General features: G+C 58.1%; 24 protein-coding genes and 1 riboswitch. Of the genes, 3 read left to right on the top strand and 21 right to left on the bottom strand.

Annotated features, from left to right (window positions below):
- Positions 1–5: 5 nt before the first annotated feature.
- From AC2FI8_RS03105 to AC2FI8_RS03065, 9 genes are all read right to left on the bottom strand, one after another.
- Entirely contained in the window at positions 6–1286 is a 1281-nt protein-coding gene (locus AC2FI8_RS03105; RefSeq protein ID WP_496697506.1) for an ABC transporter substrate-binding protein, read from the bottom strand.
- 75 nt (positions 1287–1361) lie between these two features.
- Complete coding sequence (locus AC2FI8_RS03100) at positions 1362–2438, bottom strand: branched-chain amino acid ABC transporter permease (protein WP_058275085.1); 1077 nt, start codon at positions 2436–2438, stop codon at positions 1362–1364.
- Between the two features lie 3 nt (positions 2439–2441).
- Positions 2442–2699: a hypothetical protein gene (locus AC2FI8_RS03095; RefSeq protein WP_058279215.1), complete on the bottom strand. Its 258-nt coding sequence runs from the start codon at positions 2697–2699 to the stop codon at positions 2442–2444.
- Between the two features lie 4 nt (positions 2700–2703).
- The gene (locus tag AC2FI8_RS03090; protein WP_496777059.1) at positions 2704–3690 is read right to left on the bottom strand and encodes a branched-chain amino acid ABC transporter permease; all 987 of its coding nucleotides are present in this window, start codon (positions 3688–3690) and stop codon (positions 2704–2706) included.
- 29 nt (positions 3691–3719) lie between these two features.
- The gene (locus tag AC2FI8_RS03085; protein ID WP_496765909.1) at positions 3720–4538 is read right to left on the bottom strand and encodes an ABC transporter ATP-binding protein; all 819 of its coding nucleotides are present in this window, start codon (positions 4536–4538) and stop codon (positions 3720–3722) included.
- Between the two features lie 78 nt (positions 4539–4616).
- Positions 4617–6560, bottom strand: coding sequence for an AMP-binding protein (locus tag AC2FI8_RS03080; RefSeq protein WP_496777391.1), 1944 nt, complete (start codon positions 6558–6560; stop codon positions 4617–4619).
- A 508-nt stretch (positions 6561–7068) separates the two neighbouring features.
- On the bottom strand, positions 7069–7467 hold the full coding sequence (locus tag AC2FI8_RS03075) for a (deoxy)nucleoside triphosphate pyrophosphohydrolase (protein WP_496777057.1): 399 nt from the start codon (positions 7465–7467) through the stop codon (positions 7069–7071).
- Positions 7464–8690 carry a bifunctional glutamate N-acetyltransferase/amino-acid acetyltransferase ArgJ gene (gene argJ / locus AC2FI8_RS03070; protein WP_496777055.1) on the bottom strand — a complete coding sequence of 409 codons (1227 nt, stop codon included), beginning with the start codon at positions 8688–8690 and terminating at the stop codon, positions 7464–7466. The genes AC2FI8_RS03075 and argJ overlap by 4 nt, the downstream gene beginning before the upstream one ends.
- 5 nt (positions 8691–8695) lie before the next feature.
- Positions 8696–9544 carry a peptidylprolyl isomerase gene (locus AC2FI8_RS03065; RefSeq protein WP_496777053.1) on the bottom strand — a complete coding sequence of 283 codons (849 nt, stop codon included), beginning with the start codon at positions 9542–9544 and terminating at the stop codon, positions 8696–8698.
- Between the two features lie 176 nt (positions 9545–9720).
- Here AC2FI8_RS03065 and secA point away from each other — a divergent pair, with 176 nt between their 5' ends.
- The 3 genes from secA (at position 9721) to AC2FI8_RS03050 (ending at position 15046) form a co-directional block, all read left to right on the top strand.
- Positions 9721–12438 carry a preprotein translocase subunit SecA gene (secA, locus tag AC2FI8_RS03060; protein ID WP_496777050.1) on the top strand — a complete coding sequence of 906 codons (2718 nt, stop codon included), beginning with the start codon at positions 9721–9723 and terminating at the stop codon, positions 12436–12438.
- 100 nt (positions 12439–12538) lie between these two features.
- Positions 12539–13465 carry a hypothetical protein gene (locus tag AC2FI8_RS03055; protein ID WP_496777046.1) on the top strand — a complete coding sequence of 309 codons (927 nt, stop codon included), beginning with the start codon at positions 12539–12541 and terminating at the stop codon, positions 13463–13465.
- 24 nt (positions 13466–13489) lie between these two features.
- Positions 13490–15046: a phosphate ABC transporter substrate-binding/OmpA family protein gene (locus AC2FI8_RS03050; RefSeq protein WP_496777044.1), complete on the top strand. Its 1557-nt coding sequence runs from the start codon at positions 13490–13492 to the stop codon at positions 15044–15046.
- Positions 15047–15049: 3 nt separating this feature from the next.
- On the opposite strand, the gene radC is transcribed toward AC2FI8_RS03050, so the two are convergent.
- The 12 genes from radC to dnaJ all read right to left on the bottom strand — a co-directional run bounded on the left by radC (position 15050) and on the right by dnaJ (position 24635).
- The gene (gene radC, locus AC2FI8_RS03045; protein WP_496736660.1) at positions 15050–15805 is read right to left on the bottom strand and encodes a RadC family protein; all 756 of its coding nucleotides are present in this window, start codon (positions 15803–15805) and stop codon (positions 15050–15052) included.
- Positions 15806–15840: 35 nt separating this feature from the next.
- Positions 15841–16575 carry an ABC transporter permease gene (locus AC2FI8_RS03040; RefSeq protein ID WP_496777040.1) on the bottom strand — a complete coding sequence of 245 codons (735 nt, stop codon included), beginning with the start codon at positions 16573–16575 and terminating at the stop codon, positions 15841–15843.
- Entirely contained in the window at positions 16572–17300 is a 729-nt protein-coding gene (locus AC2FI8_RS03035) for an ABC transporter ATP-binding protein (protein ID WP_496777037.1), read from the bottom strand. Before AC2FI8_RS03035 ends, AC2FI8_RS03040 begins: the two co-directional genes overlap by 4 nt.
- Positions 17297–17971, bottom strand: a complete 675-nt coding sequence (gene tenA / locus AC2FI8_RS03030; protein ID WP_496777035.1) for a thiaminase II — start codon at positions 17969–17971, stop codon at positions 17297–17299. The genes AC2FI8_RS03035 and tenA overlap by 4 nt, the downstream gene beginning before the upstream one ends.
- On the bottom strand, positions 17968–18903 hold the full coding sequence (locus AC2FI8_RS03025) for an ABC transporter substrate-binding protein (protein ID WP_496726241.1): 936 nt from the start codon (positions 18901–18903) through the stop codon (positions 17968–17970). The genes tenA and AC2FI8_RS03025 overlap by 4 nt, the downstream gene beginning before the upstream one ends.
- A 20-nt stretch (positions 18904–18923) precedes the next feature.
- Positions 18924–19886: a HesA/MoeB/ThiF family protein gene (locus AC2FI8_RS03020; protein ID WP_496777033.1), complete on the bottom strand. Its 963-nt coding sequence runs from the start codon at positions 19884–19886 to the stop codon at positions 18924–18926.
- Positions 19883–20479: a thiamine phosphate synthase gene (locus AC2FI8_RS03015; protein ID WP_472722532.1), complete on the bottom strand. Its 597-nt coding sequence runs from the start codon at positions 20477–20479 to the stop codon at positions 19883–19885. Before AC2FI8_RS03015 ends, AC2FI8_RS03020 begins: the two co-directional genes overlap by 4 nt.
- Positions 20476–21240, bottom strand: a complete 765-nt coding sequence (locus AC2FI8_RS03010; protein ID WP_282170616.1) for a thiazole synthase — start codon at positions 21238–21240, stop codon at positions 20476–20478. The genes AC2FI8_RS03015 and AC2FI8_RS03010 overlap by 4 nt, the downstream gene beginning before the upstream one ends.
- Before the next feature lie 3 nt (positions 21241–21243).
- Positions 21244–21438, bottom strand: coding sequence for a sulfur carrier protein ThiS (thiS, locus tag AC2FI8_RS03005; protein WP_496777030.1), 195 nt, complete (start codon positions 21436–21438; stop codon positions 21244–21246).
- Positions 21422–22399 carry an FAD-dependent oxidoreductase gene (locus AC2FI8_RS03000; protein ID WP_496736651.1) on the bottom strand — a complete coding sequence of 326 codons (978 nt, stop codon included), beginning with the start codon at positions 22397–22399 and terminating at the stop codon, positions 21422–21424. Before AC2FI8_RS03000 ends, thiS begins: the two co-directional genes overlap by 17 nt.
- A complete protein-coding gene (thiD, locus tag AC2FI8_RS02995; RefSeq protein WP_496777028.1) occupies positions 22396–23199 on the bottom strand; it encodes a bifunctional hydroxymethylpyrimidine kinase/phosphomethylpyrimidine kinase in 804 nt (267 codons plus the stop codon). Before thiD ends, AC2FI8_RS03000 begins: the two co-directional genes overlap by 4 nt.
- A 45-nt stretch (positions 23200–23244) precedes the next feature.
- Positions 23245–23350, bottom strand: a riboswitch (TPP riboswitch).
- A gap of 130 nt (positions 23351–23480) precedes the next feature.
- Complete coding sequence (dnaJ, locus tag AC2FI8_RS02990; protein WP_496726248.1) at positions 23481–24635, bottom strand: molecular chaperone DnaJ; 1155 nt, start codon at positions 24633–24635, stop codon at positions 23481–23483.
- Between the last annotated feature and the right edge of the window lie 13 nt (positions 24636–24648).

Here is a 24648-nt window from a genome sequence, read left to right as displayed (position 1 = left end):
CTGTATCAGCAACGCCCTTCAATGTTGTTTTCTGCTGCATAAGCCGCAGAATCTTCATCGATTAGCGCGCCGATCACTTCACCATCGGTCTGCTTGAAGTCCGAGATCAGCGTCCAGGTCTTGTTTGCTGCATCCCACTGCGTCACACCCACAAGGGCGTCGCCGCCGTGGTTTTCGCAGGAGACCGAGAAGGTCGGACCGAAGTTTGCCAGGCCCAGTTCGGCCATCTTCTCTTCGGTCATCTCCAGTGCTTCCATACCGGCACGCATCTCTGACGGGGTGATTTCCGCATTGCCGGAGATTTCCTGGGCTTTCTTGATGGCTTCGGCAGCCAGAACAGCCGCGTACAGGCCACGGTTGTACAGAACCGTGCCTACCTGATCGCCCGCGCCTGCAGCCTTGCCTGCGTCGACAACGTGTTTCTGCAGATCGTCAAAGACCGGGAAGTCCGTGCCCACGTTGTGGAAGGTCAGCGCCTTATAGCCATTGGCGGCTTCGCCCGCTGGCAGCACATCATTCTCAGAACCGGACCACCAGATACCGATGAAGTTTTCCATCGGGAACCGGATGTTGGCGGCCTCTTGCACAGCAACCTGGTTCATCACGCCCCAGCCCCACATTAGGACATAGTCGGGACGATCACGGCGGATTTGCAGCCATTGTGACTTCTGTTCCTGACCCGGGTGATCCACCGGCAGGGCGACCAGTTCAAAACCGTGCTTCTTGGACAGCTCTTCCAGCGTGCGGATCGGTTCCTTACCATAGGCCGAGTTGTGGTAGACCAGCGCGATTTTCTTGCCGCTCAGATCGCCACCGTTCTCCTCAAGCAGATAGTTTACCGCACCCGAGGCCCCGTCCCAGTAGTTGGCGGGATAGTTGAAGGTGTGGCTAAACACATCGCCGTTCTTGGCCGAAGTTCGACCATAACCCATCGTGTGCAACGGAATATCATCCGCAGTAACTTTCGGAATCAGCTGATAGGTGATGCCTGTCGACAGCGGCTGATACACCAAAGCGCCTTCGCCCTTGGTGGATTCATAGCACTCAACGCCTTTTTCGGTGTTGTAGCCGGTTTCGCATTCGACCATCCGGATCGGAACACCGCCGATGCCGCCATCGCGCTCATTCAGCAGGGTGAAATAGTCGTTATAGCCATCCGAGAACGGAATGCCGCCAGCGGCGTAAGGCCCGGTGCGATAGCTCAGATCGGGGATCACAAGATCCGCCAGCGCGGGTCCTGCAGCCATCAGGGCGCTTAGCGCCGCGGTTGCCAGTTTCAATTTCATCGGGTGTCTCCTCCCTTGGTTAGTCCGATGTTGCGTTCGGGCTTATGCCGCCCGTTTTTTCATTGGGCCGACCCCTTAGTGCGGGAACGGCCATAGTCTCAGTTTCTCTTTCGCCACGCGCCACAACTGCGCCAGCCCGTGCGGTTCCAGGATCAGGAACATGATGATCAACGCGCCGACGATCACTAATTGCAGATGCGCCACGATATCCGTGGGCCAGCCAAGAACGTCGACGCCAACAACCTTCAGGACCACCGGCAGCAGAACAAGGAAAGCAGCACCGGCGAAAGATCCAAAAATAGACCCTAAGCCGCCGATAATGATCATGAACAGCACCAAAAACGATTTCTGGATACCGAAGACTTCGCCGACCTCGACCGCACCAAGATAGACAGCAAAGAACAGCGCGCCCGCGATGCCGATAAAGAACGAGCTGACGGCAAAGGCGCTCATCTTGGCCTTTAGCGGGTTCACCCCAATGATCTCGGCCGCGATGTCCATGTCACGGATCGCCATCCATGTCCGGCCCGTCGTGCCGCGCGTCAGGTTGCGCGCGATCAGGGCACTGACGGCCAGGAAGATCAGGCAGAACAGATAGGTGGCCCAGGCAGGGGCATTCGGACCGGTGATGATGATGCCAAACACATCCCGTTCCGGCGCGTTGATCTGACCCGATGCCGAATAGTTGTAGAACCACGGCACCCGGTTAAAGAGCCACACAAGGAAGAACTGTGCCGCCAGCGTGGCCACCGCCAGATAAAACCCCTTGATCCGCAGGCTTGGCAGGCCGAACAGCACACCGACAATGGCCGTTATGCCGCCAGCCAGAATGACATGGATGAACATGCTGACATCCGGGAAAGAGGTCATCAGCTTGTAGCAGGCGTAGGCACCCACAGCCATGAAACCACCGGTACCCAAGGATACCTGCCCGCAATAACCCACCAGAATGTTCAGCCCGATCGCCGCGATGGCATAAATCAAAAAGGGCAGTAACAGCGCATTGGCCCAGTAGTCATTGATGACGAACGGGATGATCCCAAACGCCACCGCCAAAACCACATAATACCGATACCGGTCGAACTTGATCGGAAAGGTCTGGCTGTCATCTGTGTAGGAGGTTTTGAAATCCCCGGCCTCACGATAAAACATGTCTTACTTTCCCCATTCTTCTTGCGCCCGGTTGCGGGCCTCGGCGTTCAGCTGCTTGGAGCCTTTTGCATATCCGCTCGCCTCTGAGGCGCGCACCAGTTTCATGTAAGCCAGGATGCCCATGGCGAGCCCGGCAAAAGCCAGAATTGCTGCAATCACCAACTGACCTTCGGTTAAATCATCCGAAGTGAGCGCGATGTAGCCAAAAGCCCAGAACCCGGCCCATGCGATCACGTTGATGATGGCGATCAGTTTGGTCATGTCGCTAGACCCTCTCGATGATCTTCTCACCGAACAGACCTTGCGGCCGGAACACGAGGAAGATCAGCGCCAGTACGTACGCAAACCAGTTTTCGGTCGCGCCCCCTACCAATGGGCCTATGGCGAACTCGAACAGTTTCTCACCGACACCGATGATCAAACCACCGACAATAGCACCGGGGATTGAGGTGAACCCACCCAGCATAAGCACCGGCAGCGCCTTGAGCGCGATCAGGGACAGCGAGAACTGAACGCCCGATTTGGTGCCCCACATGATGCCTGCAACAAGTGCGACAAAGCCCGCAACCGACCACACCATGATCCAGATGAAGTTCAGCGAAATTCCGACAGACAGCGCCGCCTGATGGTCATCGGCCACCGCGCGCATCGCCCGGCCCTGCTTGGTGTATTGGCTGAACGCAACCAGTGCGGTCACCAGCAGTGCGGCAATCACCGTCGCCACAATGTCCAGGTTGTCGATAAAGAAGCCGTAGCCAAAGATGTTGAACGTGGTTTCATCGATCCATAGGTTGATGCCCTGTGGCAGACCGACATCCAGCGTCTTGATCTCGCTGCCCCACATCAGGTCAGCCACGCCCTCAAGGAAATAGGCCAGACCAATGGTTGCCATGAACAGAATGATCGGCTCCTGTCCGACCAGATGCCGCATGACAAAGCGCTGAACCGCCCAGGCCAGCAGAACCATGACACCCATAGTCAGGATAATCGCCAGAAATGCCGGCACATTCCATCCGAACTTGTGGATATGGGTCCCGAAAGTCGCGTTGATCAGATGGGCAAACGGGACCTGCCCGTTCATGATCCCCACCAGAGTCATGGCAGCGAAAAGGGCCATAACCCCTTGAGCATAATTGAAGATTCCGGACGCCTTGTAGATCAGCACAAAGCCCAGTGCGACCAAAGCGTACAAAACACCCGCCATAAGACCGTTGAGGAAAACCTCCATAGCATAAATCAGCTGATCAGGCATGTGCGCCCCCTCTCATGTCTGTCAGTTGCTCAGTCATGACTTACCCCCAGATAGGCGTCGATGACTTCCTGATTGCTGCGCACCTCATCCGGGGTGCCGTCGCCGATCTTCTTGCCGTAATCCATCACGACCACCCGATCGCTCAGGTCCATCACAACACCCATGTCATGCTCGATTAGCGCGATGGTGGTGCCAAACTCGTCATTCACGTCGAGGATAAAGCGGCTCATGTCCTCTTTCTCTTCAACGTTCATGCCGGCCATAGGTTCATCCAGCAGCAACAGTTTGGGTTCCGCCGCCAGCGCACGGGCCAGTTCGACCCGCTTTTTCAGACCGTATGGCAGACGGGATACCGGAGTTTTACGGATGTGCTGAATTTCGAGAAAGTCGATGATTTTCTCGACCGCTTCGCGGTTTTCAACCTCTTCCGCCTCAGCCTTGCCCTTCCACAGGGCCTGCTGAAAGAGGTTGGTTTTCATATAGTTCAGCCGCCCGGTCATGACGTTGTCCAGCACGCTCATGCCTTCGAAAAGGGCAATGTTCTGGAACGTCCGGGCAATACCTTGCCGCGCAACTTCATAAGGGCGCATCTGCGGACGCTTGGCCCCATGGAACCAGACCTCGCCCTCCTGCGGGATATAGAACCCTGAAATCACGTTCAGCATCGAGGATTTACCGGCGCCGTTCGGACCGATGATGGCGCGGATCTCGCCTTCACGAATGTCGAATGAGATATCCTTGATCGCCACCACACCGCCAAAACGCAGGGTGATGTTCTTCATCTCCATCACCACGCCGCCGATCTTGCGGCCATCTTCGGTGACATATCCTTCGGAGTTATCCAGCATCAGTCACTCCCTGACTTGCGGAAAAACGGGACGGCGGGCGGGGCGATGACCGCAGGTCGAGCGGCGCATGACCGGCCCTCATTCCGCCGCCACCTTGTGCTGCGCAACCGGTACGACCGGCGCATCCACGATTTCAAGCGTGGCACTGATCGACCCCTTGCGGCCGTCTTCATAGGTCACTTCGGTCGTGGTTGAGACCTGCTTGGACCCGTCATAAAGCGCATCGATGATGTCACTGAACTTGTCCTCGACAAATCCGCGGCGCACCTTCCGCGTACGGGTCATCTCACCGTCATCCGCGTCCAGTTCTTTGTGCAGAACCACAAAGCGATGCACCTGACAGCCCGACAACATCTCATCAGCGGCTACAGACTTGTTCACCTCTTCGACATGGCTACGAATCGTCTCTAACACACGGGGATTTGCAGTCAGTTCCTGATAAGACGCATAGGCTACGTTGTTGCGTTCCGCCCAGTTGCCCACTGCTGTGAGGTCAATATTGATAAAGGCCACGCAGCGGTCTTTGCCGTTTCCGAACAAAACAACCTCAAGGATGTCGGGATAGAATTTCAACTTGTTCTCGACGTATTTCGGCGCAAACATCGACCCGTCGGCCATCTTGCCAACGTCCTTGGCGCGGTCAATTATCCGCAAATGTCCTGAGTTTTCTTCGATGAAACCGGCATCGCCAGTGGCAACCCATCCCTCGGCGTCCTTGGTCGAGGCCGTGGAATCCGGGTTGTTATAGTACTCGACAAACACACCGGGCGAGCGGTAGTGGATTTCGCCCTTGTCGTCGATCTTCAGCTCAACGTCCGGGGCGGGCACACCAACGGTATCGGCGCGCACCTCTCCATCGGGTTGAACCGTGATAAATACGGTCGCTTCGGTCTGACCATAAAGCTGTTTCAGGTTGATGCCCAAAGAGCGGTAGAAATCAAAAATCTCCGGACCGATTGCTTCACCCGCAGTATAACCTACGCGAAAGCGGCCATAACCCAGTGTATCCTTGAGTGGCCCGTAAACCAGCAGGTTGCCCAGCGCGTATTTCACGCGGTCGCCGAACCCAACCGGCTTACCGTCCAGCAGCAGCCCGCCAACTTTCTTGGCATGCGCCATGAAGTGATGAAACATACGCTGCTTCAGCTTGCCAGCGTCCTCCATCCGGATCATCACATTGGTCAGCTGAGTTTCAAACACTCGTGGTGGGGCGAAGAAATAAGTCGGCCCGATCTCGCGCAGGTCCGTCATCATCGTGTCGGCGCTTTCGGGGCAGTTTACGCAGAAACCACACCAATAGGCCTGACCGATGGAAAAGATGAAGTCGCCAACCCATGCCATTGGCAGGTAAGACAGGATGTCCTCATTCCGGGTCAGATGGTCAAATTCGGCCGAGTTCTTGGCACTTTCAATCACATTCCGGTTCGACAGCACCACACCCTTGGGTTTGCCTGTGGTGCCCGATGTATACAGCATGACGCAGGTGCCGTCGTATTCGATCTCGGCAATCCGACGATCCAGTTCCTCGTCAAAGCGCGCGTGCCCCGCACTGCCCTCGGCCATCAGATCGTCCAATGCGTTCATCTGGCTGTGATCGTATTTCCGCATCCCGCGCTTATCGGTGTAGAGGATGTGTTTGACTTGATGCAGGTTCTCCTGAATCTCGATGACCTTGTCGACCTGCTCCTGATCACCACAGACGACGTATTTCGCACCGCAATGATCCAGCACATAGGCCATCTCTTCGGCGACTGCGTCCTGATAAAGCGGCACCGGCACGGCACCCACCATCTGAGCCGCAACCATCGACCAGTAATGCGCCGGACGATTGCGCCCGATCACTGCGATGTGGTCGCCTTTTGCGACGCCAAGTTCCAGAAAGCCCAGGGCAATCGAACGGATTTCTCTGGCCGTTTCGGCCCAGGTCCAGCATTGCCAGATTCCGAATTCCTTTTCCCGGTAGGCCGGGGCGTCCCCGAACTGGGTCGCATTGCGGTGTAGCAGCGCCGGAAGAGAGTGCATCCCTTCAGCGCCCGACTGCGTCTGAGCCAATCTCTTTCTCCTCCCCATCCGGCCCCTCCTCCGGGCCGGAAACGGCGGACCAGGGATCAACCCCGGACGCCAACGCCCCGATAAGGGACGCAGGAAAGATCAGCGTCAACTTTTTCCTGATGTTTTCTCAATTCTTACGAATTGTAACAGGGTTGAAGGAGTGATTTTCCCTACAGAAAAAGATGCATTCAAATCGGCCAAAAAGAGCAAATTTGGCTACGACTGTCATTTCCTCAATCGAAAGAGGAAAACCAATTGAACCAAAAAAACCGCGAGAAATGCAGGAATCGTAAGAAAAGTCATCGGTAGGCAGATGAAGACTGGCCCATGTTGCCTCATCATGTCATCGCATTCTGCGAGTTCGAATGGCAAGTAACCGACCAAAGCTATAAGCACGACACCTGTTAGGATTGTAAAACGCTTGAGCATTCGAGACTAGTTCCTCTCAGACCGAAGTGGGCCCGCAAACGGGCTGCCTCTATAACCAATCTCGCAAAATCGGGATCAATGGCACATCCGCCGCAGGCATCGGATAGTTCCGCAACTCATTCGCGCGCGCCCATTTAAGCGCCTGCCCTTCGTTAGACTGCGGGATACCCTCCCACTTGCGGCAGGCAAACAGCGGCATCAACAGATGGAAATCGTCATAGCTGTGGCTGGCAAAGGTCAGCGGGGCGAGGCATGAGGCCCAGGTGTCTATACCCAGTTCCTCATGCAATTCGCGGATCAGGGCGGCCTCGGGGGTTTCGCCGGGTTCGATCTTGCCACCGGGGAATTCCCAGAGACCGGCCATAGATTTGCCCTCGGGTCGTTGGGCCAGAAGCACCCGGCCCTCAATGTCGATCAGGGCGACAGCGGACACCAGTAAGGTCTTCACGAGCGATAATCCGCGTTGATCTCGATATAGCCGTGGGTCAGATCGCAGGTCCAAACGGTGGATTTGCCTTCGCCCAACCCAAGATCGACCGCAATCACAAGGTCTTGACCTTTCATATAGGCGGCGGCGTCATCCTCACGGTAATCCGGGCTGACCCAGCCCTTTTCGGCAACCAGAATATCCCCGAAGGAAATGCTCAGCAGGTCGCGGTCAGCGGCGGCACCGGATTTACCGATGGCCATGACGATGCGGCCCCAGTTCGGGTCTTCTCCAGCAATGGCCGTTTTCACCAAAGGTGAGTTGGCAATCGCCAGTCCGTGCACCTTGGCGTCCGCATCCGAGGCGGCACCGGTTACACAAATTTCCACGAATTTCGTAGCACCTTCGCCGTCACGCACAACCTGTTGCGCCAAGTCAAGCATCACGCCCTCCAACGCCTCGGCAAACGCCGCATCGCCGGTTGCGTCCACGCCTGAGGCCCCGGTTGCACAGAGCAACAGACTGTCCGAGGTCGATGTGTCGCTGTCGACGGTGATGCAGTTGAACGTCCGGTCGGTTTGGGCGCTCAGCATCGCCTGCAGCGCGGACTGTTCGACCTGTGCATCGGTAAAGATGTAGACCAGCATCGTCGCCATATCCGGCGCGATCATGCCTGACCCCTTGGTAATCCCTGCAATAGAGACTGTTTTTCCGTCAATCTCGACCTTTGCGCTGGCCCCTTTGGGGAACGTATCCGTGGTCATGATCGCCCGCGCCGCATCCTCGATGGCATGACGGCTGAGGCCCATCTTCAACGCCTCAAGCTGTGCTACGATGCGGTCATGCGGCAGCGGCTCACCAATCACGCCGGTTGATGAGCTAAAGACCCGCTCTACCGCGACACCGGTGGCTTTGGAGACGGCCTGCGTCACCTCGGCCACTGAAGTCTGGCCATAGTGACCGGTAAAGGCATTGGCATTGCCGGAGTTCACCAAAATCGCCGCAGGCCCATCGCTGGACCCGCCGATCTTGTCCTGACAGTCCAGCACGGGGGCTGCGCGTGTGGCGGACCGGGTAAACACCCCAGCCACAGATGTGCCCGGATCCAGAACCGCCAACATCACGTCGGTACGGCCCTGATAACGCACGCCAGCCTCGACGGTGGCAAAACGCACACCGTCAATCGCAGGCAATTCGGGGAAGGCCGCTGGAGCCAGCGGCGAAACCTTGGTGATCGCGGCCACTGGGGTTACTCCTGAATCAGGTCGATCTGACGGATGACCTCGGGGCCAACACCGTCCAAAGCAGGGCGTTCGATCTGCGACTGCTGCGTCAGCTCGTCGATTTTGGCTTGAATCGCGTCCTGCTGAAGGGACTGTGCCAGCTGTTCACGGACGGCATCAAGTTCCGGCGCTTCGGATTTTCGCGTGTCGTTGAGAATGATCAGGTGCCAGCCGAACTGTGTTTGCACCGGATCCGAAATCTGACCCTTTTCCAACGCAACAACGGCGTTTTCGAATTCCGGCACCATCTGGCCCTTGCCAAACCATCCCAATGACCCGCCATTCGGACCCGATGGGCCGGTCGACTTTTCCTTGGCCGTTTCGGCAAAATCGCCGCCGTCATCCAGCAGAGTTTTAATTTCCTTGGCTTCTTCTTCGGTGGCTACAAGAATATGGCTGGCGTCGAACTCATCTTCGCCTTCGAAGTTGCCGAATTCCGCGTCATAGGCTGCCTGAATTGACTCTTCGTTTACGACGTCGCCCAGCAACGCATTTACCGTCTGCACCGCCCGCATGGACCGGCCTTCGTTTTCCAGTCCCAACTGGTTCAGCCGGTTCAGATCGTCCTGCTGCTGCGCCAGCAATTGCTGCTGGATCAATTGCTCGATGACGAATTCGTACAGAACATCATCTTCGACCTCGGCGTAATTCGGAGGCAGGGCCGCGACAGATGCAACAACGTGACCCAGTGTGATTTCATCCCCGTTCACATTGGCGACAACCGTATCCGCGTCCGGCTTGGTTTCGGCGGCAAGCGGCATCGCCATCACGGCAGCCAGAGCCAGCGATGGCAGAAAAGTGAGGCCTTTGGGCATGGAATCATCCTATTTCTTTGCCGCGACGGGGCGTGGCGTTGACACTCTGGGACCTGCCGCTTACATCGCTTTGAAGCCTTGGACAGGGCCGCCTTTCATCCCCCGTATCTATGGGTTGCAAGCAAGGTGGGCAAGCCTGTCGCAACCAAGACAAGAACAGATCCGCTGGAGTGAACATGCTGGGACTCGGAACGCTCGCCAAAAAGGTGTTCGGAACACCGAACGACCGCAAGATCAAGGCGACCCGTCCGCTGGTCGAAAAGATCAATGCGCTGGAACCTGAGTTCGAAAAGTTGTCCGATGAGGGCCTGATCGAAAAGACCGCCGAACTGCGCAAGCGTGCGCTGGATGGTGAGGCGCTGGACGACCTGCTGCCCGAAGCCTTTGCAAACGTCCGCGAAGGCGCCAAGCGCGCGCTGGGTCTGCGGGCCTTTGATGTGCAGTTGATGGGCGGTGCCTTCCTGCATCAGGGCAACATCTCGGAAATGAAGACCGGTGAGGGCAAGACGCTGGTTGCCACCTTCCCGGCCTATCTGAACGCTCTGACCGGCAAGGGCGTACACGTGGTCACGGTGAACGAATACCTGGCCAAGCGTGACGCCGAGTGGATGGGTAAAGTGTTCGGAGCCCTTGGCATGACGACCGGCGTAATCTGGTCGGGTCAGCCGGATGCCGACAAAAAAGCCGCGTACGCCTGTGACGTCACCTATGCCACCAACAACGAGTTGGGCTTTGACTATCTGCGCGATAACATGAAGGCGGAGCTGGATCAGATTTACCAAAAGCACCACAATTTCGCGATTGTGGACGAGGTCGACTCGATCCTGATCGACGAAGCGCGGACGCCATTGATCATCTCGGGCCCGTCCGAGGACCGCTCGGACCTGTATACCAGCATCGACGCCCTGATCCCCTCGCTAAGCGATGATCACTTTACGTTGGATGAAAAGTCCCGGAACGTGACCTTCACCGATGAGGGCAACGAGTTCCTGGAACAACAGCTGATTGCCAACGGTCTGATCCCCGAAGGCCATTCTCTGTATGACCCCGAAAGCACCACGGTGGTACACCACGTCAACCAGGGTCTGCGCGCACACAAGCTGTTTACACGTGACAAAGACTACATCGTCCGTGACGGAAACGTCGTTCTGATTGACGAGTTTACAGGCCGGATGATGCCAGGTCGCCGTCTGTCCGAAGGTCTGCATCAGGCCATCGAAGCCAAGGAAGGCGTCCAAATTCAGCCTGAAAACGTGACGCTGGCCAGTGTGACCTTCCAGAACTACTTCCGTCTGTATGACAAGCTGGGTGGCATGACCGGCACCGCGCTGACCGAAGCCGAAGAATTCGCCGAAATCTACGGTCTGGGCGTGGTCGAGGTTCCGACCAACAGGCCGATTGCCCGTCTTGACGAAGACGATCAGGTCTATCGCACCGCCGGTGAGAAATACGGCGCGATGATTGACGAGACCAAGGAAGCGCAGGAAAAGGGCCAGCCGGTTCTTTTGGGCACAACCTCGATCGAGAAATCCGAACTGCTCAGCCAGCTGCTGCAAAAGGAAGGCATCGAACATAACGTTCTGAACGCCCGCCAGCACGAGCAAGAGGCACAAATCGTGGCCGATGCTGGCCGATATGGTGCGGTGACCATTGCCACCAACATGGCTGGCCGCGGCACCGACATTCAGCTGGGCGGCAATGTCGAGATGAATGTGCTTCAGGCGCTGGCCGAAAACCCCGAGGCCGATCCTGCCGAGTTGCGCGCCAAGGAAGAGGTCCGCCACGCCGAGGAAAAGGAAAAGGTTCTGGCGGCCGGTGGCCTTTATGTCATGGCATCCGAACGTCACGAAAGCCGTCGGATCGACAACCAGCTGCGCGGTCGTTCGGGCCGTCAGGGTGACCCGGGCCGCACCGTGTTCTACCTGAGCCTCGAAGACGACCTGATGCGCATCTTCGGATCAGAGCGGCTGGACAAGGTTCTGACCACGCTGGGCATGAAAGAAGGCGAGGCTATTGTTCATCCTTGGGTGAACAAGTCGCTGGAACGGGCGCAATCCAAGGTCGAAGGTCGAAACTTTGACATGCGCAAGAACGTTCTGAAATTCGACGACGTAATGAACGACCAGCGTAAGGTTGTGTTCAGCCAGCGGCGCGAAATCATGTCGACCGATGACTTGTCCGAGATCGTCTCAGACATGCGCGAACAGGTGATTGACGACCTGATCGACGAATACATGCCGCCGAAAACCTATGCCGATCAGTGGGATACCGATGGCCTGCACGCGGCAATCAAGGAAAAGCTGACCATCGATGCGCCCGTACAGGACTGGGCCGCCGAGGAAGGCGTCGATGATGAGCAGGTGCGCGAGCGTCTGGTCAATGCTGCCGATGAGATGATGGCGCAAAAGGCGGCGGCCTTTGGTCCTGAAAATATGCGCAACATCGAAAAGCAGGTTCTGCTGCAGACGATCGACAGTAAATGGCGCGAGCATCTGCTAACGCTGGAACATCTGCGCTCGGTCGTTGGATTCCGCGGTTACGCCCAGCGCGACCCGCTGAATGAATACAAGAACGAGAGCTTCCAGTTGTTTGAATCCATGCTCGACAGTCTGCGCGAAACCGTGACTCAGCAATTGTCGCGCGTCCGTCCGCTGACCGAAGAGGAACAGCGCGAAATGCTGGCCCAGATGCAGGCACAGCAAGCACAGGCACAACAGGCAGTGGATCAAGCCACCGACAAGGCCGAAGCACTGGCCGAAGCTCAGGCTTCAGGCGATGCACGCCCGGGCTTTGTCGAAGACGATCCCTCGACTTGGGGGAACCCGTCGCGCAACGATCTCTGCCCGTGTGGATCGGGCAAGAAATTCAAACATTGCCACGGCCGACTGACCTGACGTCACCTTGATCAAAACACATTGAGTCCGTTTCACGGCCACATATTGGCCGTGATTCAACTTCAGGATGCGACTCGCTCCTTCAACTGGGGAGGGTGTTTTGTTTGTAATAAAGAATTACGTGACCACTGGCGGCACCGTCGCTTGTGCCTTAGCCATTGGTTACCTGATGCAAAATGGATCGCCAGCGCAATCGGATGGCGCGCAGGCTCCTGTAACTGTGGCTGCCGCCAATCAGTCCTCGGTGATTGCCGGGCTGGAAGGAATTGTTCTGACCTCCTCGCTTCCGGCCGCTGATGCAACCACCGACATCAAGGCATCGCGGCGCGCCCTGCAACCCGCCCGATCGACCCCCTCTGATCAGAAAAGCTGCACTCTCAGTGCCCGCGCAAAATCCGTCCCCGGCGCTGCGGCGCGCCTGACCGTCAAAGCCCCCTGCCACGGCAATGAACGGATCGAAATCCATCACAGCGGACTAACAGTTACCCAACGAACGGACAAAAACGGCGCTTTGGATCTGACGATCCCGGCCCTGTCGGAATATGCGATCTTTCTGATCTCGGTAGATGATCAGACCGGGACCGTAGCCACCACTCACATCCCCGACCTGGCCAACTACAACCGAATCGCACTGCAATGGCAGGGTGAGACAGACCTGCAGATCCATGCGCTGGAATTTGGGGCCAGCTATGGCACAGCGGGACATGTATCGTCGGACCCTGACGCGAAAGGTGCGGGCAAAGTCGTGCATCTGGGACAACAGGCATTCGGCGACGCGCAGAATATCGAAATCTATTCTTTCCCTGCAGGCGAAACCAGCCAGACCGGTTCGATCGAATTGACAATCGAAGCAGAAGTGACCGAAGCAAATTGCGGTCGGGATTTAGCCGTACAATCGCTCGAGCTGCGTGGCGATCGCCGCCTGCGGTCACGCGAATTGACGCTGCCCATGCCGGATTGCGCACAAGCCGGTGATTTTCTGGTGTTGAATAATCTGCTCCAAGACCTGACAATCGCGGCAAATTAAACCGCAGGCAGGCTCGACTTTCTTATGACAATTTTTCGTGTGGCAATGGCTACACTAATTTCGGTGACTCTGGCGTCCTATGTGCACGCACAGGATATCACGCTGACCTCGCAAGACGGCAAGGTCGAGGTCACCGGCAACCTGCTGAGCTTTGATGGCGAGTTCTATCGCGTGGATACGCAGTTCGGTGAGCTGACCGTGGATGGGTCGGGTGTTACCTGCGAAGGACCCGCCTGCCCCAGCCTTACGGATTTCGTGGCCGAGGTTCGGTTCTCTGGTTCCTCCGTCATGGCGGAAAAGGTACTGCCGGCCCTGATCGTTGGATTCGCCCAGCAAGAGGGGATGTCGGCGACGCCGCAGCGTTTGGATTCCGGCGCATTCACCTATGAGCTTCACCAGACCGGGCGCGATGCCCCTTTGGGACGGTTCTATTTCGCCCCCAACAACACAGGTGGCGGCTTTGCGGATCTGATCGCCGATGAGACCGATATCGTCATGGCACTGCGTGAAATTCGCCCATCGGAACAGGAGGCTGCGCAGACCGCTGGTCTGGGTGATCTGGCAGATGCAAGGCGATCCCGGGTCATCGCGCTGGACGCGCTGGTCCCAATTGTGGCCCGGGAAAACCCGGCGCGGCAAATTTCGCCAGCAGAACTGGTGCGCGTGTTTTCCGGCGAGATCAAAAACTGGGCTGAATTAGGAGGACCTGATGCGCCCGTTTCCCTGCACTTACCAGACGCCGGTTCCGGTTTGGCGCAAGGGGTTGAGGATCGGTTGCTGACCCCTGCTCAGTCAACGTTAGCTGAGGGAATTATACGTCACACCCGTAGCAGCGATCTGGTGCGCGCTGTCGCTGATGACCCCTTTGCCATCGGTATCGCCAGCCATGCCGAGGTCGGGCCTGCCCGGGGCCTGCCTTTGACCGGCGGTTGCGGTCACGCGCTGACCGCCACGCGGCAATCCATCAAGACCGAGGACTATCCGCTGACATCGCCGATGTTCCTGTATCTGCCGGAAATCCGCCTGCCCCGCATTGCGCGGCAATTCCTGGCCTATTCGCAAAACGCCGAGGCACAGATGGCGATCCGCGATGCCGGATTTGTGGATCAAGAACCCGAAACCATGCGGATCGGGTTGCAAGGGGATCGTCTGGCCAACGCAGTGGTTTCAGGTGGTGCCGAGGTCGGGTTGGAAGAGTTACAGCGCATGATCGACACGCTGCGCCCACAATCGCGCCTGTCTCTGTCGTTCCGGTTCGAGGCAGGTTCCTCCAGACCCGACGCGCAGTCACGTTCCAACATCCGGCAACTGGCCCATGCCCTTGAAACAGGAGCCATCGACGCGCGCAAACTGACCTTTGTCGGTTTCAGTGATGGTGACGGCGCGGCCTCATCCAATGCCAGGATCGCTTTGCTGCGGGCAAAAACCGTGCGCAACGCGGTGCTATCGGCGGTAGAAACAGCCATTCCGGATAGTGTCGAGATCGCCGTGGACGCATTTGGCGAGGCAATGCCCATGGCCTGTGATGACACAGACTGGGGCCGCAAAGTCAATCGCAGGGTTGAGGTCTGGGTTCAGTAACCCTTACAAATAGCCCTCGGACCGAAAGCTCAACTCATTCGATTTGCCAATAATCAGATGGTCATGCAGCGTCAGGCCCAGCGCGACGCAGGCATCCTGAATTCGGTTGGTCATATCGATATCCGATTGCGACGGTGTCGGATCGCCCGATGGGTGATTGTGTACCAAGATTAGCGCCGAGGCATTCAGCTCCAGCGCGCGTTTGGCTACCTCACGCGGATAGACGGGAACGTGGTCGACAGTGCCTTTGGCCTGTTCTTCATCCGCAATCAGAACGTTCTTTCGGTCTAGGTAGAACACGCGGAACTGCTCAGTCTCGCGATGCGCCATCGTCGTATGACAATAGTCCAGCAATGCGTCCCAGCCTGATACGACGTGCCGTTGCATGACCCGCGCACGGGTCATCCGATGCGCACACGCCTCAAGGATTTTCAGGTCGGTGATCACCGTATCGCCTACGCCTTTGATTTGCCGCAGCCGTTCTTCGGGCGCAGTCAAAACGCGGTTAAAGTCGCCAAACGTATCCATCAGCGCTCGGGCCAGGGGTTTGACATCCTGCCGTGGGATCGAGCGGAACAGGGCAAGCTCCAACAATTCGTAATCCGGCATTGCCGCCGACCCACCAGACATAAACCGTTCGCGCAATCGTTTGCGGTGATCTTTGATATACGACGGCAAGCGACCCGTCGGCAGCGGCTGCACGGGGGCTTCGTCGGTTTCAAACAGCATCGGTGCTTCGGCAAAGGCGTCCTGTGTCATGGGACCACCGTGCCGCAGAATCGGTTTCTGAATGGTTAACGCGTCTCACCCGCAATGCCTGCAGTTGCCCGTCGAACGGTCAGGTGCAGCAGGATCGAAAAAAACCCCAGAGTCAGCATAGCAGCAAACATAAGGTCGGTCTTTGCCCGGCCATTGGCCAGCAGCATCAGGTAACCCAGACCCTGCGACGACCCGACCCATTCGCCGATCACTGCCCCGATCGGGGCATAGACCGCCGCCAGTCGCATGCCCGACGCCAGCGAAGGCAAGGCTGCCGGAATGCGAATGTGCCGCAACACCGCCCGCGAACTGGCCTGCATGGTGCGTGCCAGATCAAGATATCCCGGTGGGGTCCGCATCAACCCGTCGAAGAGGGATGAGGTGATCGGGAAATAGATGATCAACACCGCCATCGCGACTTTAGACCACAGCCCATAACCCAACCAAAGGGTCAGCAAAGGAGCCAAAGCAAAGACCGGCAGCGCCTGCGTAAACACCAGCATCGGCTGCACCAGCACCCGCGCGGCGCGGGAATTGGCCAGTTGCAAGGCGGTCAAAACCCCCAAAACCGTACCGCAAGCCAGACCAATGACAACCTCGACTGCGGTGACCCATGTGTGTTCCGCGATAACCCAGCGATTCTGCCACCAGGTCTCAGCCACCAAAGCAGGGCCGGGAAGAATGAATTTCGGCAGACCGGTCAGGGAGACGATCCCCTGCCAGATCGCCAATGCAAATAAAGTCGCAGCAAGAGCTGATAACAATTTCATGCCGCGTCCTCACGCAGCAGACGCAGTAAGGCGCCCTGCGTCTCGAGCGTTTCCAGATCATCGACACTGCGGGGGGCCGGCGCATGCGGGGGCTGGCAGGGCGTTATGCCGTTCTGCGTCATGACTACGATGGATTGACCTAACCGGGCAGCCTCGCCCGGATCATGGGTGACCAGCAGAACAGTTCGGCCCTGTAACGCTTCGGCCGCAAGGTCCTGCATATCCGCGCGGGTGCGGGCGTCCAGCGCCGAGAACGGCTCATCCAAAAGAACGATGGGCCGATCTTCCATCAACGTGCGGGCCAGAGCCACGCGTTGACGTTGGCCACCAGAGAGTTCGCCTGGCTTCTTGCCCATATGGTCCTGCAGGTGCATCCGTTCGATCAGTCGGTCACAACGGGTCAAGTCCGGCTTTTCTCCGCGAAGCCGCGCGCCCAGCGTGACGTTTTGCGCCACGGTGGCCCAAGGCAGCAGCAGATCGTCCTGTGCCATGTAGGCTACCCGCTCCCGCACAGATTGCCCGTCACTGGCGGTAATCTGACCGGTGAACTCTGCGCCGGTGTCCAAGCTAGCAATCAGGCGCAGAATGGTGGTTTTGCCAACCCCCGATCCACCCAGTAAACACGTCCACCGCCCGGCCGCTAGCGTCAGGGTCAACGGCGCGAACAATAACGCGTCGCCAATTGCGGCCGAACCACGGATGGTTAGATCGGGGGCTAGGGTCATGGGGTCAGGCCCATTTGCCAGAAATTGACCTCCAACTCGGTCGCGGTACGGAAGGTGTGGCACAGCCGGGTCCAACGCGGGGATGTTTCGAAATCCTCGCCAATACGACTTGTTAGAGCCGAATCCAGCAATTCCCCGACCGCCACGCAGGCATCTTGGTAGTCATCGCTGGCATAGGTGGCGATCCAATCGCGATAGGTGTCAGACGTCGCCTCAGCCGCTAGTCTTGTGCCAATCTCACCATAGCCCATCACACAAGGTACCAAAGCCGCCAGCAGGTCCAGCAGATCGCCGCTATACCCAGCCTCAAGCACGAAACGCGTATATGCCAGGTTCTCGGCACGTTCCGGAGTAGCAAAGAGTTGGTCCTGCGGGATGCCTTCGGCCTCGCAGATCCCGATATGCAGCTTCATCTCTTCGCTGATCAGCCCATTCACGGTACGCGAGGCTGCCAACATTTCCGCATGTGTTTCCGATTTCACGACTGCCAGCGCCCAGGCGCGCGAGAAATGAATCAGGAACACATAATCTTGCCGCAAATAATGCAGAAACGCCGCACGCGGCAGCGAGCCGTCCTTCATCCCTTCGACAAAAGCGTGGCAGGTGTAATCCTGCCACGGCCCCTGCGCCGCCTCACGCATCAGCGCGAATGCTTTGCCATAGTCGCTCATTGCACGGTCACATCTACTGAGATGTCGCTGACCGGATTGATGCTATCGATCATACCGCTGTCTTTGAGGAAGGCCTCGAAACGGGCATAGCGACCTGCATCAAAACCCGCCGGGCGCAGCGCGAAACGGGGCAGTGTATCCACCCAGGCACGCGCGTTCAGCTCATCCTGCAATTCGGGTGAGGTGGCGGCGAAGATTTCCCAGCTTTTTTCCGGGTTGTTGACGATGAACTGGGTCGCCTTTTCGGTTGCAGCCAGGAAGCGGGCGACCTTATCCGCATTCATCGTGTCGGGATTGGCGACATAGATCAGCTCGTCATAAGACGGTACGCCTTCTTCCTCGATGTAGAAACAGCGGCCCGCGACGCCTTCGATATCCATCTGGTTCAACTCAAAGTTCCGGAAGGCCCCGATCACCGCATCCACCTGACCGGTCATCAGCGATGGCGACAGCGAAAAATTGACGTTGACCATCTCAATATCATCCAGCGCGACATCATGGGCGTTCAGCATGGCGCCCAGCACCGCCTCTTCCACGCCCGCGACCGAGAAGCCGATTTTTTTGCCCTTGAGGTCGGCGAGCGTTTTGATCGGACCGTCCTGTAGCACCAGCAGGCAGTTCAACGGCGTCGCGACCAAGGTACCGACGCGCTTCAGCGGCAGGCCTTCATGGATTTGCAAGTGGAGTTGCGGCTGGTAGGATACCGCCAGATCAGCTTGCCCGGCGGCAACCAGACGCGGAGGGGCCGATGGGTCGGCGGGTGGTACAATCTCAATCTCCAGCCCCTCGTCGGCAAAGTATCCGTTCTCTTGCGCCACGATGATGGGCCCGTGGTCGGGGTTAACGAACCAGTCCAACAGAACGGTCATCTTGTCTTCGGCCCAGGCCGGCGCGGCGGCCAGCAGAGCAATTGCTGTCATCAGCTTTTTCATATCTCGCGTATCCTTTTCGTTCACGAGGTTGAGGCCGCGACGAGAACGATCTCGCCCGGCCAATCCGGTTGCAATTTTTCGGCACTACGCCACGCACGCAGACCAGTGGCGCAGCACAGTGCCAGCCTTTTGTTTTTGTTAGGCTCTGGTTTCACCAATTCAGAAGACCCGCGGAGCGCTTTGGGATGAATGGGTTCAGGGGCCTCATCCGGGCTGCGCAACTCGATGATCAGATCATCGGTGGTCAATTGGCAAACCGACACAAACGGGAAGTGATGGTTGGGCTCGGGCGCGTCGTCAAAGCCGAACGTGCTGCTTCGCATCGTGCGGGCATCGAACTGAATCATCTGCCCGAGTGGCGAAGGGTCCAGCCCGAGAATAACGCTCAGCGCCATTTGCGCCTGCATTGCGCCAATCATTCCGACGACCGGGCCCAACACTCCCGAGGTGGCACAGCTTTCACCGCTGCCCGGCGCGTCGGGAAAAACCGCCCGCAAAGATGGGGCACCGCCGCAGAAACCGCCGACATAACCCGACAACCCTAGGACCGAGGCGCTTATCAGCGGTTTGCCAAGCGCGCGACACGTATCCGACAGCGTATAGCTTGCCGCATAGCTATCTGCGCAATCGAGGATGACATCGACTTGTGAGGCAAATCGTTGCGAATTTAGGTTAGTTAGAGCCTGATTTTTCGTGGAGATCGTAATTTCAGAGTTTAAGGCCTGACAACGCTCAGCCGCGACTTCGGCTTTGGGGCGGCCACAGTCTCCTTCAGCAAACAAGGTCTGGCGATGGAGGTTCGACAGGGCCACTTCATCGGAATCCATGATGGTCAAATGTCCGACCCCTGCACCAGCCAGCAGAGGCAAAACCGGTGCTGCCAACCCCCCGGCCCCCACCACAAGAACCCGCGCGCCGGACAGGCGGGCCTGTCCACGCGCGCCGACTTCCGGCAGGATCATCTGACGGGCGTAGCGGCTCATGTGGTGACCTCGATCCACGCACGTACGCGGGCTTCTGGGTCTGCATTCAAGGTGATGTCTGTCACGACTGAGACAATGTCCGCCCCGGCCTGCAACACACCCGGCACGCGCTCGACACTCATCCCGCCAATACCGACCAAAGGGACTTCCCCCACGCGCGCTTTCCATTCAGTGACACGCGGCAGGCCCTGTTGTTTCCATTTCATCTTTTTCAGGATCGTTGGGTAGACCGGCCCAAGCGCAACATAGTCGGGGCTCATGGCCAGAACACGCTCAAGCTCGTCATCGTCATGGGTCGAGACACCCAGTTTCAGCCCTGCGTGTCGGATCGCCTTCAGATCTGCGTCATCCAGATCCTCTTGTCCCAAATGAATCCAGTCGCAGCCTGCGTCGATGGCAACCTGCCAATGGTCATTCACCACCAGAACAGCCCCATGCGCACGGCACAGATCCCGCGAAACCGCGATCTGTTCACGCACGACCGCATCCGCTTGGTCCTTGATCCGCAACTGCACCAGTTTCACGCCCAAGGGCAGCATCCGGCGCAACCAGTCGGAATGGTCGAAGATTGGATAAAACCGGTCGAGGTTCATGACAAAAACGCCTTTCCAATAACAGGGGTCGAGGGTTCGGCCATATCGCGCGCTTCGATCGGGTCGGCCTGATAGGCCAATCGCCCGGCCTCGATGGCCAGCTTCATCGCCTTGGCCATTGCGGCGGGATCGCCGGCCCGTGCCACCGCGGTGTTCAGCAGAACGGCATCATACCCAAGCTCCATCGCATGTGCGGCGTGGCTGGGCAGGCCGATACCAGCGTCAATCACCAGTGGTATTTCGGGAAACTCAGCGCGCATTGCGCGCAGGGCGTATTCGTTGTTCAGACCGCGGCCCGAACCAATCGGGGCCCCCCAAGGCATCAGAACTTCACACCCTGCCGCCAAAAGGCGCTCACCCACGATCAGGTCGTCCGTGGTGTACGGAAACACCTCGAACCCGTCTTCGCTCAGAATGCGCGCGGCCTCGACCAATTGGAACACGTCGGGCTGCAGGCTGTCGGTATGCCCGATCAGTTCCAGCTTGATCCATTTGGTGTCAAACACCTCTCGCGCCATATGAGCGGTGGTCACAGCCTCTTTCACCGTATGGCAACCTGCTGTGTTGGGCAGGACAAGAACGCTCAGATCGCGGACCATCTGCCAGAAGGTTTGTCCTGCGCCTGCTTCGCGTCGCAACGATACGGTGGCCACCCCGGCCCCGCTGTCCCGAAATGCCTGTTCCAAGATTGCGGGGCTTGGATATTGCGCGGTGCCCAGCATCAACGGGTTCGGCAGTGATGTGCCGTAGAAGGTCTTCATCGCTCAGCCCCCCTGCATCGGGGCGACGACTTCGATCCGATCGCCGTCCTTGATTTTGCGAGCTTTGCGCAAGCTTGAGGGCACAAAACCCTCGTTCACAGCCGTCGCCATCCGGCCCGAAAACCCACATTCCTGCAAAAGGCCGGAAAGAGTTTCGGCCTGCACGTCGCGCATCTCGCCGTTAAGTACGATCTTCATCGACCATCTCCGAATGTTTGTTGTCCAACGCTAGGTCAGCCACGCCCTTGGCCAGTGCAGGGGCCAGCAAGTAGCCGTGGCGGTAGAGGCCGTTGGCATAGATTGTCGGTCCCAGCCGTCGAATACGTGGAAGGTTGTCGGGGAAAGCGGGGCGCAGATCGACGCCGATTTCCAACACTTCAGCCTCACCAAAGGCGGGGTTCAGGGCGTAGGCTGCGCTCAGCAACTCAAGCATCGAGCGTGCGGTAATTCGGCTGCTATCCTCGGATTCGATCATTGTCGCGCCCAGCATGTAGACGCCGTCGCCGCGTGGAACGATATACAGCGGCACGCGTGGATGAAGCAGGCGTATAGGCCGGGTCAGTGTCACGTCTGGGCACCGTATCACCAGCATCTCACCCTTCACGCCGCGCAAGTCCTGCAGATATTCGCGCGCGTGCAGACCTCTGCAATCAATGGCGTTGTCCAATCCCGTCGGAGCGCGCGCATGATGGAATTCAACACCGTGATCCTGAAGCTGGTGCGACAGATCCAGTAAGGCCTGACGCGGATCCAAATGGGCTTCCGCAGCAAAGTAGAGACCCTTTTTGAAACCATGCAGATCAGGCTCTAATAAAATTATTTCTCTGTCATCAACTTCAGAAAACCCCTCCGTTCTGCGGGCGAAACGACGCAGATCCGGCAGGTCTCGTGGGTTAGCAACAACCAATGTGCCGCGCCTGTGGACCTGAGTGCGCTTGGCCCACCAGTCGATTGCCAATTGCCCCAGACGCAGGACAGGTTCCTCGGCGTTTTCATACTCGCACCAAGGTGCCAACATTCCGCCCGCCCACCAGGAACAGCCATGCGGCCCCGGTGCACCACCGGGATCAAACACCTGAACCTTGGCCCCGCGCGCGACAAGTTCGGAAGCAACGGCCAACCCGACCACGCCTGCCCCTATGATCGAACAGACGGTCACGCGGACCAAACCTGATGGAAGTGATGAACAGGCCCGTGACCTTGTCCGATTTTTAGAGCATCAGCCTGAGCGATGGCGCCCTGCAGATAGTCATGTGCTTGCGCCACGGCCTGGGGCAGCGAAAGATCCTTGGCCAATCCGGCCGCTATGGATGAGGACAGCGTGCATCCCGTTCCGTGGGTGTTGCTTGTCTGTCGGCGCGGCGCTTGAAATTGGTCCATCACGCCAAAATCTGAGACCAGTACGTCGTGGCAGATGTCGCCTTTCCCATGACCGCCCTTCATCAGGACCGCACCCGCACCCAATGCGCATAACTCGCGCCCTTGTGTAATCATCTGCTCGAAGCTGTCCGCTGGTTCAGCGCCCAGCAAACGGGCCGCTTCTGGCAGGTTTGGCGTCAACACGGTCGCGCGCGGCAACAATACGTCGCGTAGCGTTTGGATCGCCTCTTCTGCCAGCAATGCATCGCCGGATTTCGCGATCATGACCGGATCCAGAACCACCGGCCCGTCAAAATCCGCGATACTGTCTGCGACACATTGGATGATCTGAGGGGTCGCCAGCATTCCGATCTTGATCGCACCAACATCCAGGTCGGTTAGAACAGCCTCGATCTGGGCTGCAATGACGTCCAGAGGGATGCCATGCACGGCCGTAACTGCACGAGTATTCTGCGCCGTCACTGCGGTAACTACGCTGGCACCGTAGACGCCAAGCGCGGACATGGCCTTGAGGTCTGCCTGAATTCCGGCCCCGCCACCGCTGTCAGATCCTGCGATTGTTAAGGCAATTGGTGCCATGTCGTTGCTCCGGTTCAAAATGGGCAACGGGCATGGAAAACGTCTAAGCACTATAAGACCGTTCCCTACGCCGGTATTGCCCGGATCAGGTTCGATGGGTTAGCGCGTTCACGCCTCTCAGCCCCCAAGCAGGGCACCCCAACGGTTGGGGCGACACTCTCAGGGGATGGCGGGGGAATCAAGGGCCAATTTTGGGGCAGATCACGGTCAAACTGGACTTATAAAATGCAAAAGCCGGCCTCGATGGGCCGGCTTGCGACAGAAGTTTACGAAGTGCTGGTTCAGCCCTTCATGCCGTCCCAGAAAGATTTGACGGATGAGAAGAAGCTTTTTGATTCCGGGTGGTTGTCTTCGCCCAGATCGTCAAACTCGCGAAGCAGCTCTTTCTGGCGGCTGGTCAAATTGACCGGGGTTTCCACCGCCAGTTCAATGAACATATCGCCAATTCCACCGCCGCGAAGGGCGGGCATGCCCTTACCGCGCAATCGCATCTGACGGCCTGACTGGCTGCCCGCCGGGATTTGTACACGGCCACGGCCACCGTCGATTGTGGGCACTTCGATCGAACCACCCAGCGCGGCTTTCCCCATGCTGACCGGAACGCGGCAATACAGGTTTACGCTGTCGCGCTCGAACAGCTTGTGGTCCGAAACTTCGACAAAAATATACAGGTCGCCCGGAGGGCCACCGCGCATCCCGGCCTCACCTTCACCGGCAAGACGAATGCGGGTGCCGGTTTCGACACCGGCCGGAATGTTGACCGACAGAGCACGCTCTTTTTCAACGCGCCCGGCGCCTCCGCAGGATTTACAAGGATTCTTGATGATCTGACCCAGACCCGAACAGGTCGGGCAGGACCGTTCGACTGTGAAAAAACCCTGCTGCGCCCGAACTTTTCCCATACCGGAACAGGTCGGGCAGGTCGTGGGCTCCACCCCACCTTCCGCACCTGATCCGTCACAGGCCGAACAGGCCACGGCGGCAGGTACACTAATCGTCTTTTGCAGCCCCGAGAACGCCTCTTCCAACGTCACCCTCAGGTTATAGCGCAGGTCCGAGCCGCGCGCGGCACGCCGGCCACCGCTAGTTGCACCGCGCTGACCGCCCATGAAGTCGCCGAACAAGTCATCGAACACATCCGAGAATGCGCTGGAGAAGTCGCCTTGCCCGCCAAATCCGCCGCCGGGTCGGCCACCGCCGCCCATTCCATTTTCGAAAGCGGCGTGACCAAAGCGGTCGTAAGCCGCTTTTTTGTCGCCGTCGCGCAGGACATCATAGGCCTCATTCGCCTCTTTGAACTGCGCTTCGGCGTCGGGATTGTCCTTATTGCGATCTGGATGCAGTTCTTTGGCCTTCTTGCGAAAGCCTTTCTTGATCTCATCCGCCGAAGCGCCCTTGGACACGCCGAGCACTTCGTAATAGTCGCGTTTGGACATCAGTATTTCCTTC

The organism is Ruegeria sp. CDSB029 (assembly GCF_059611125.1).
Note: the sequence above shows the minus strand (reverse complement) of the source record. Positions and strands in the feature narration are given on the sequence as shown.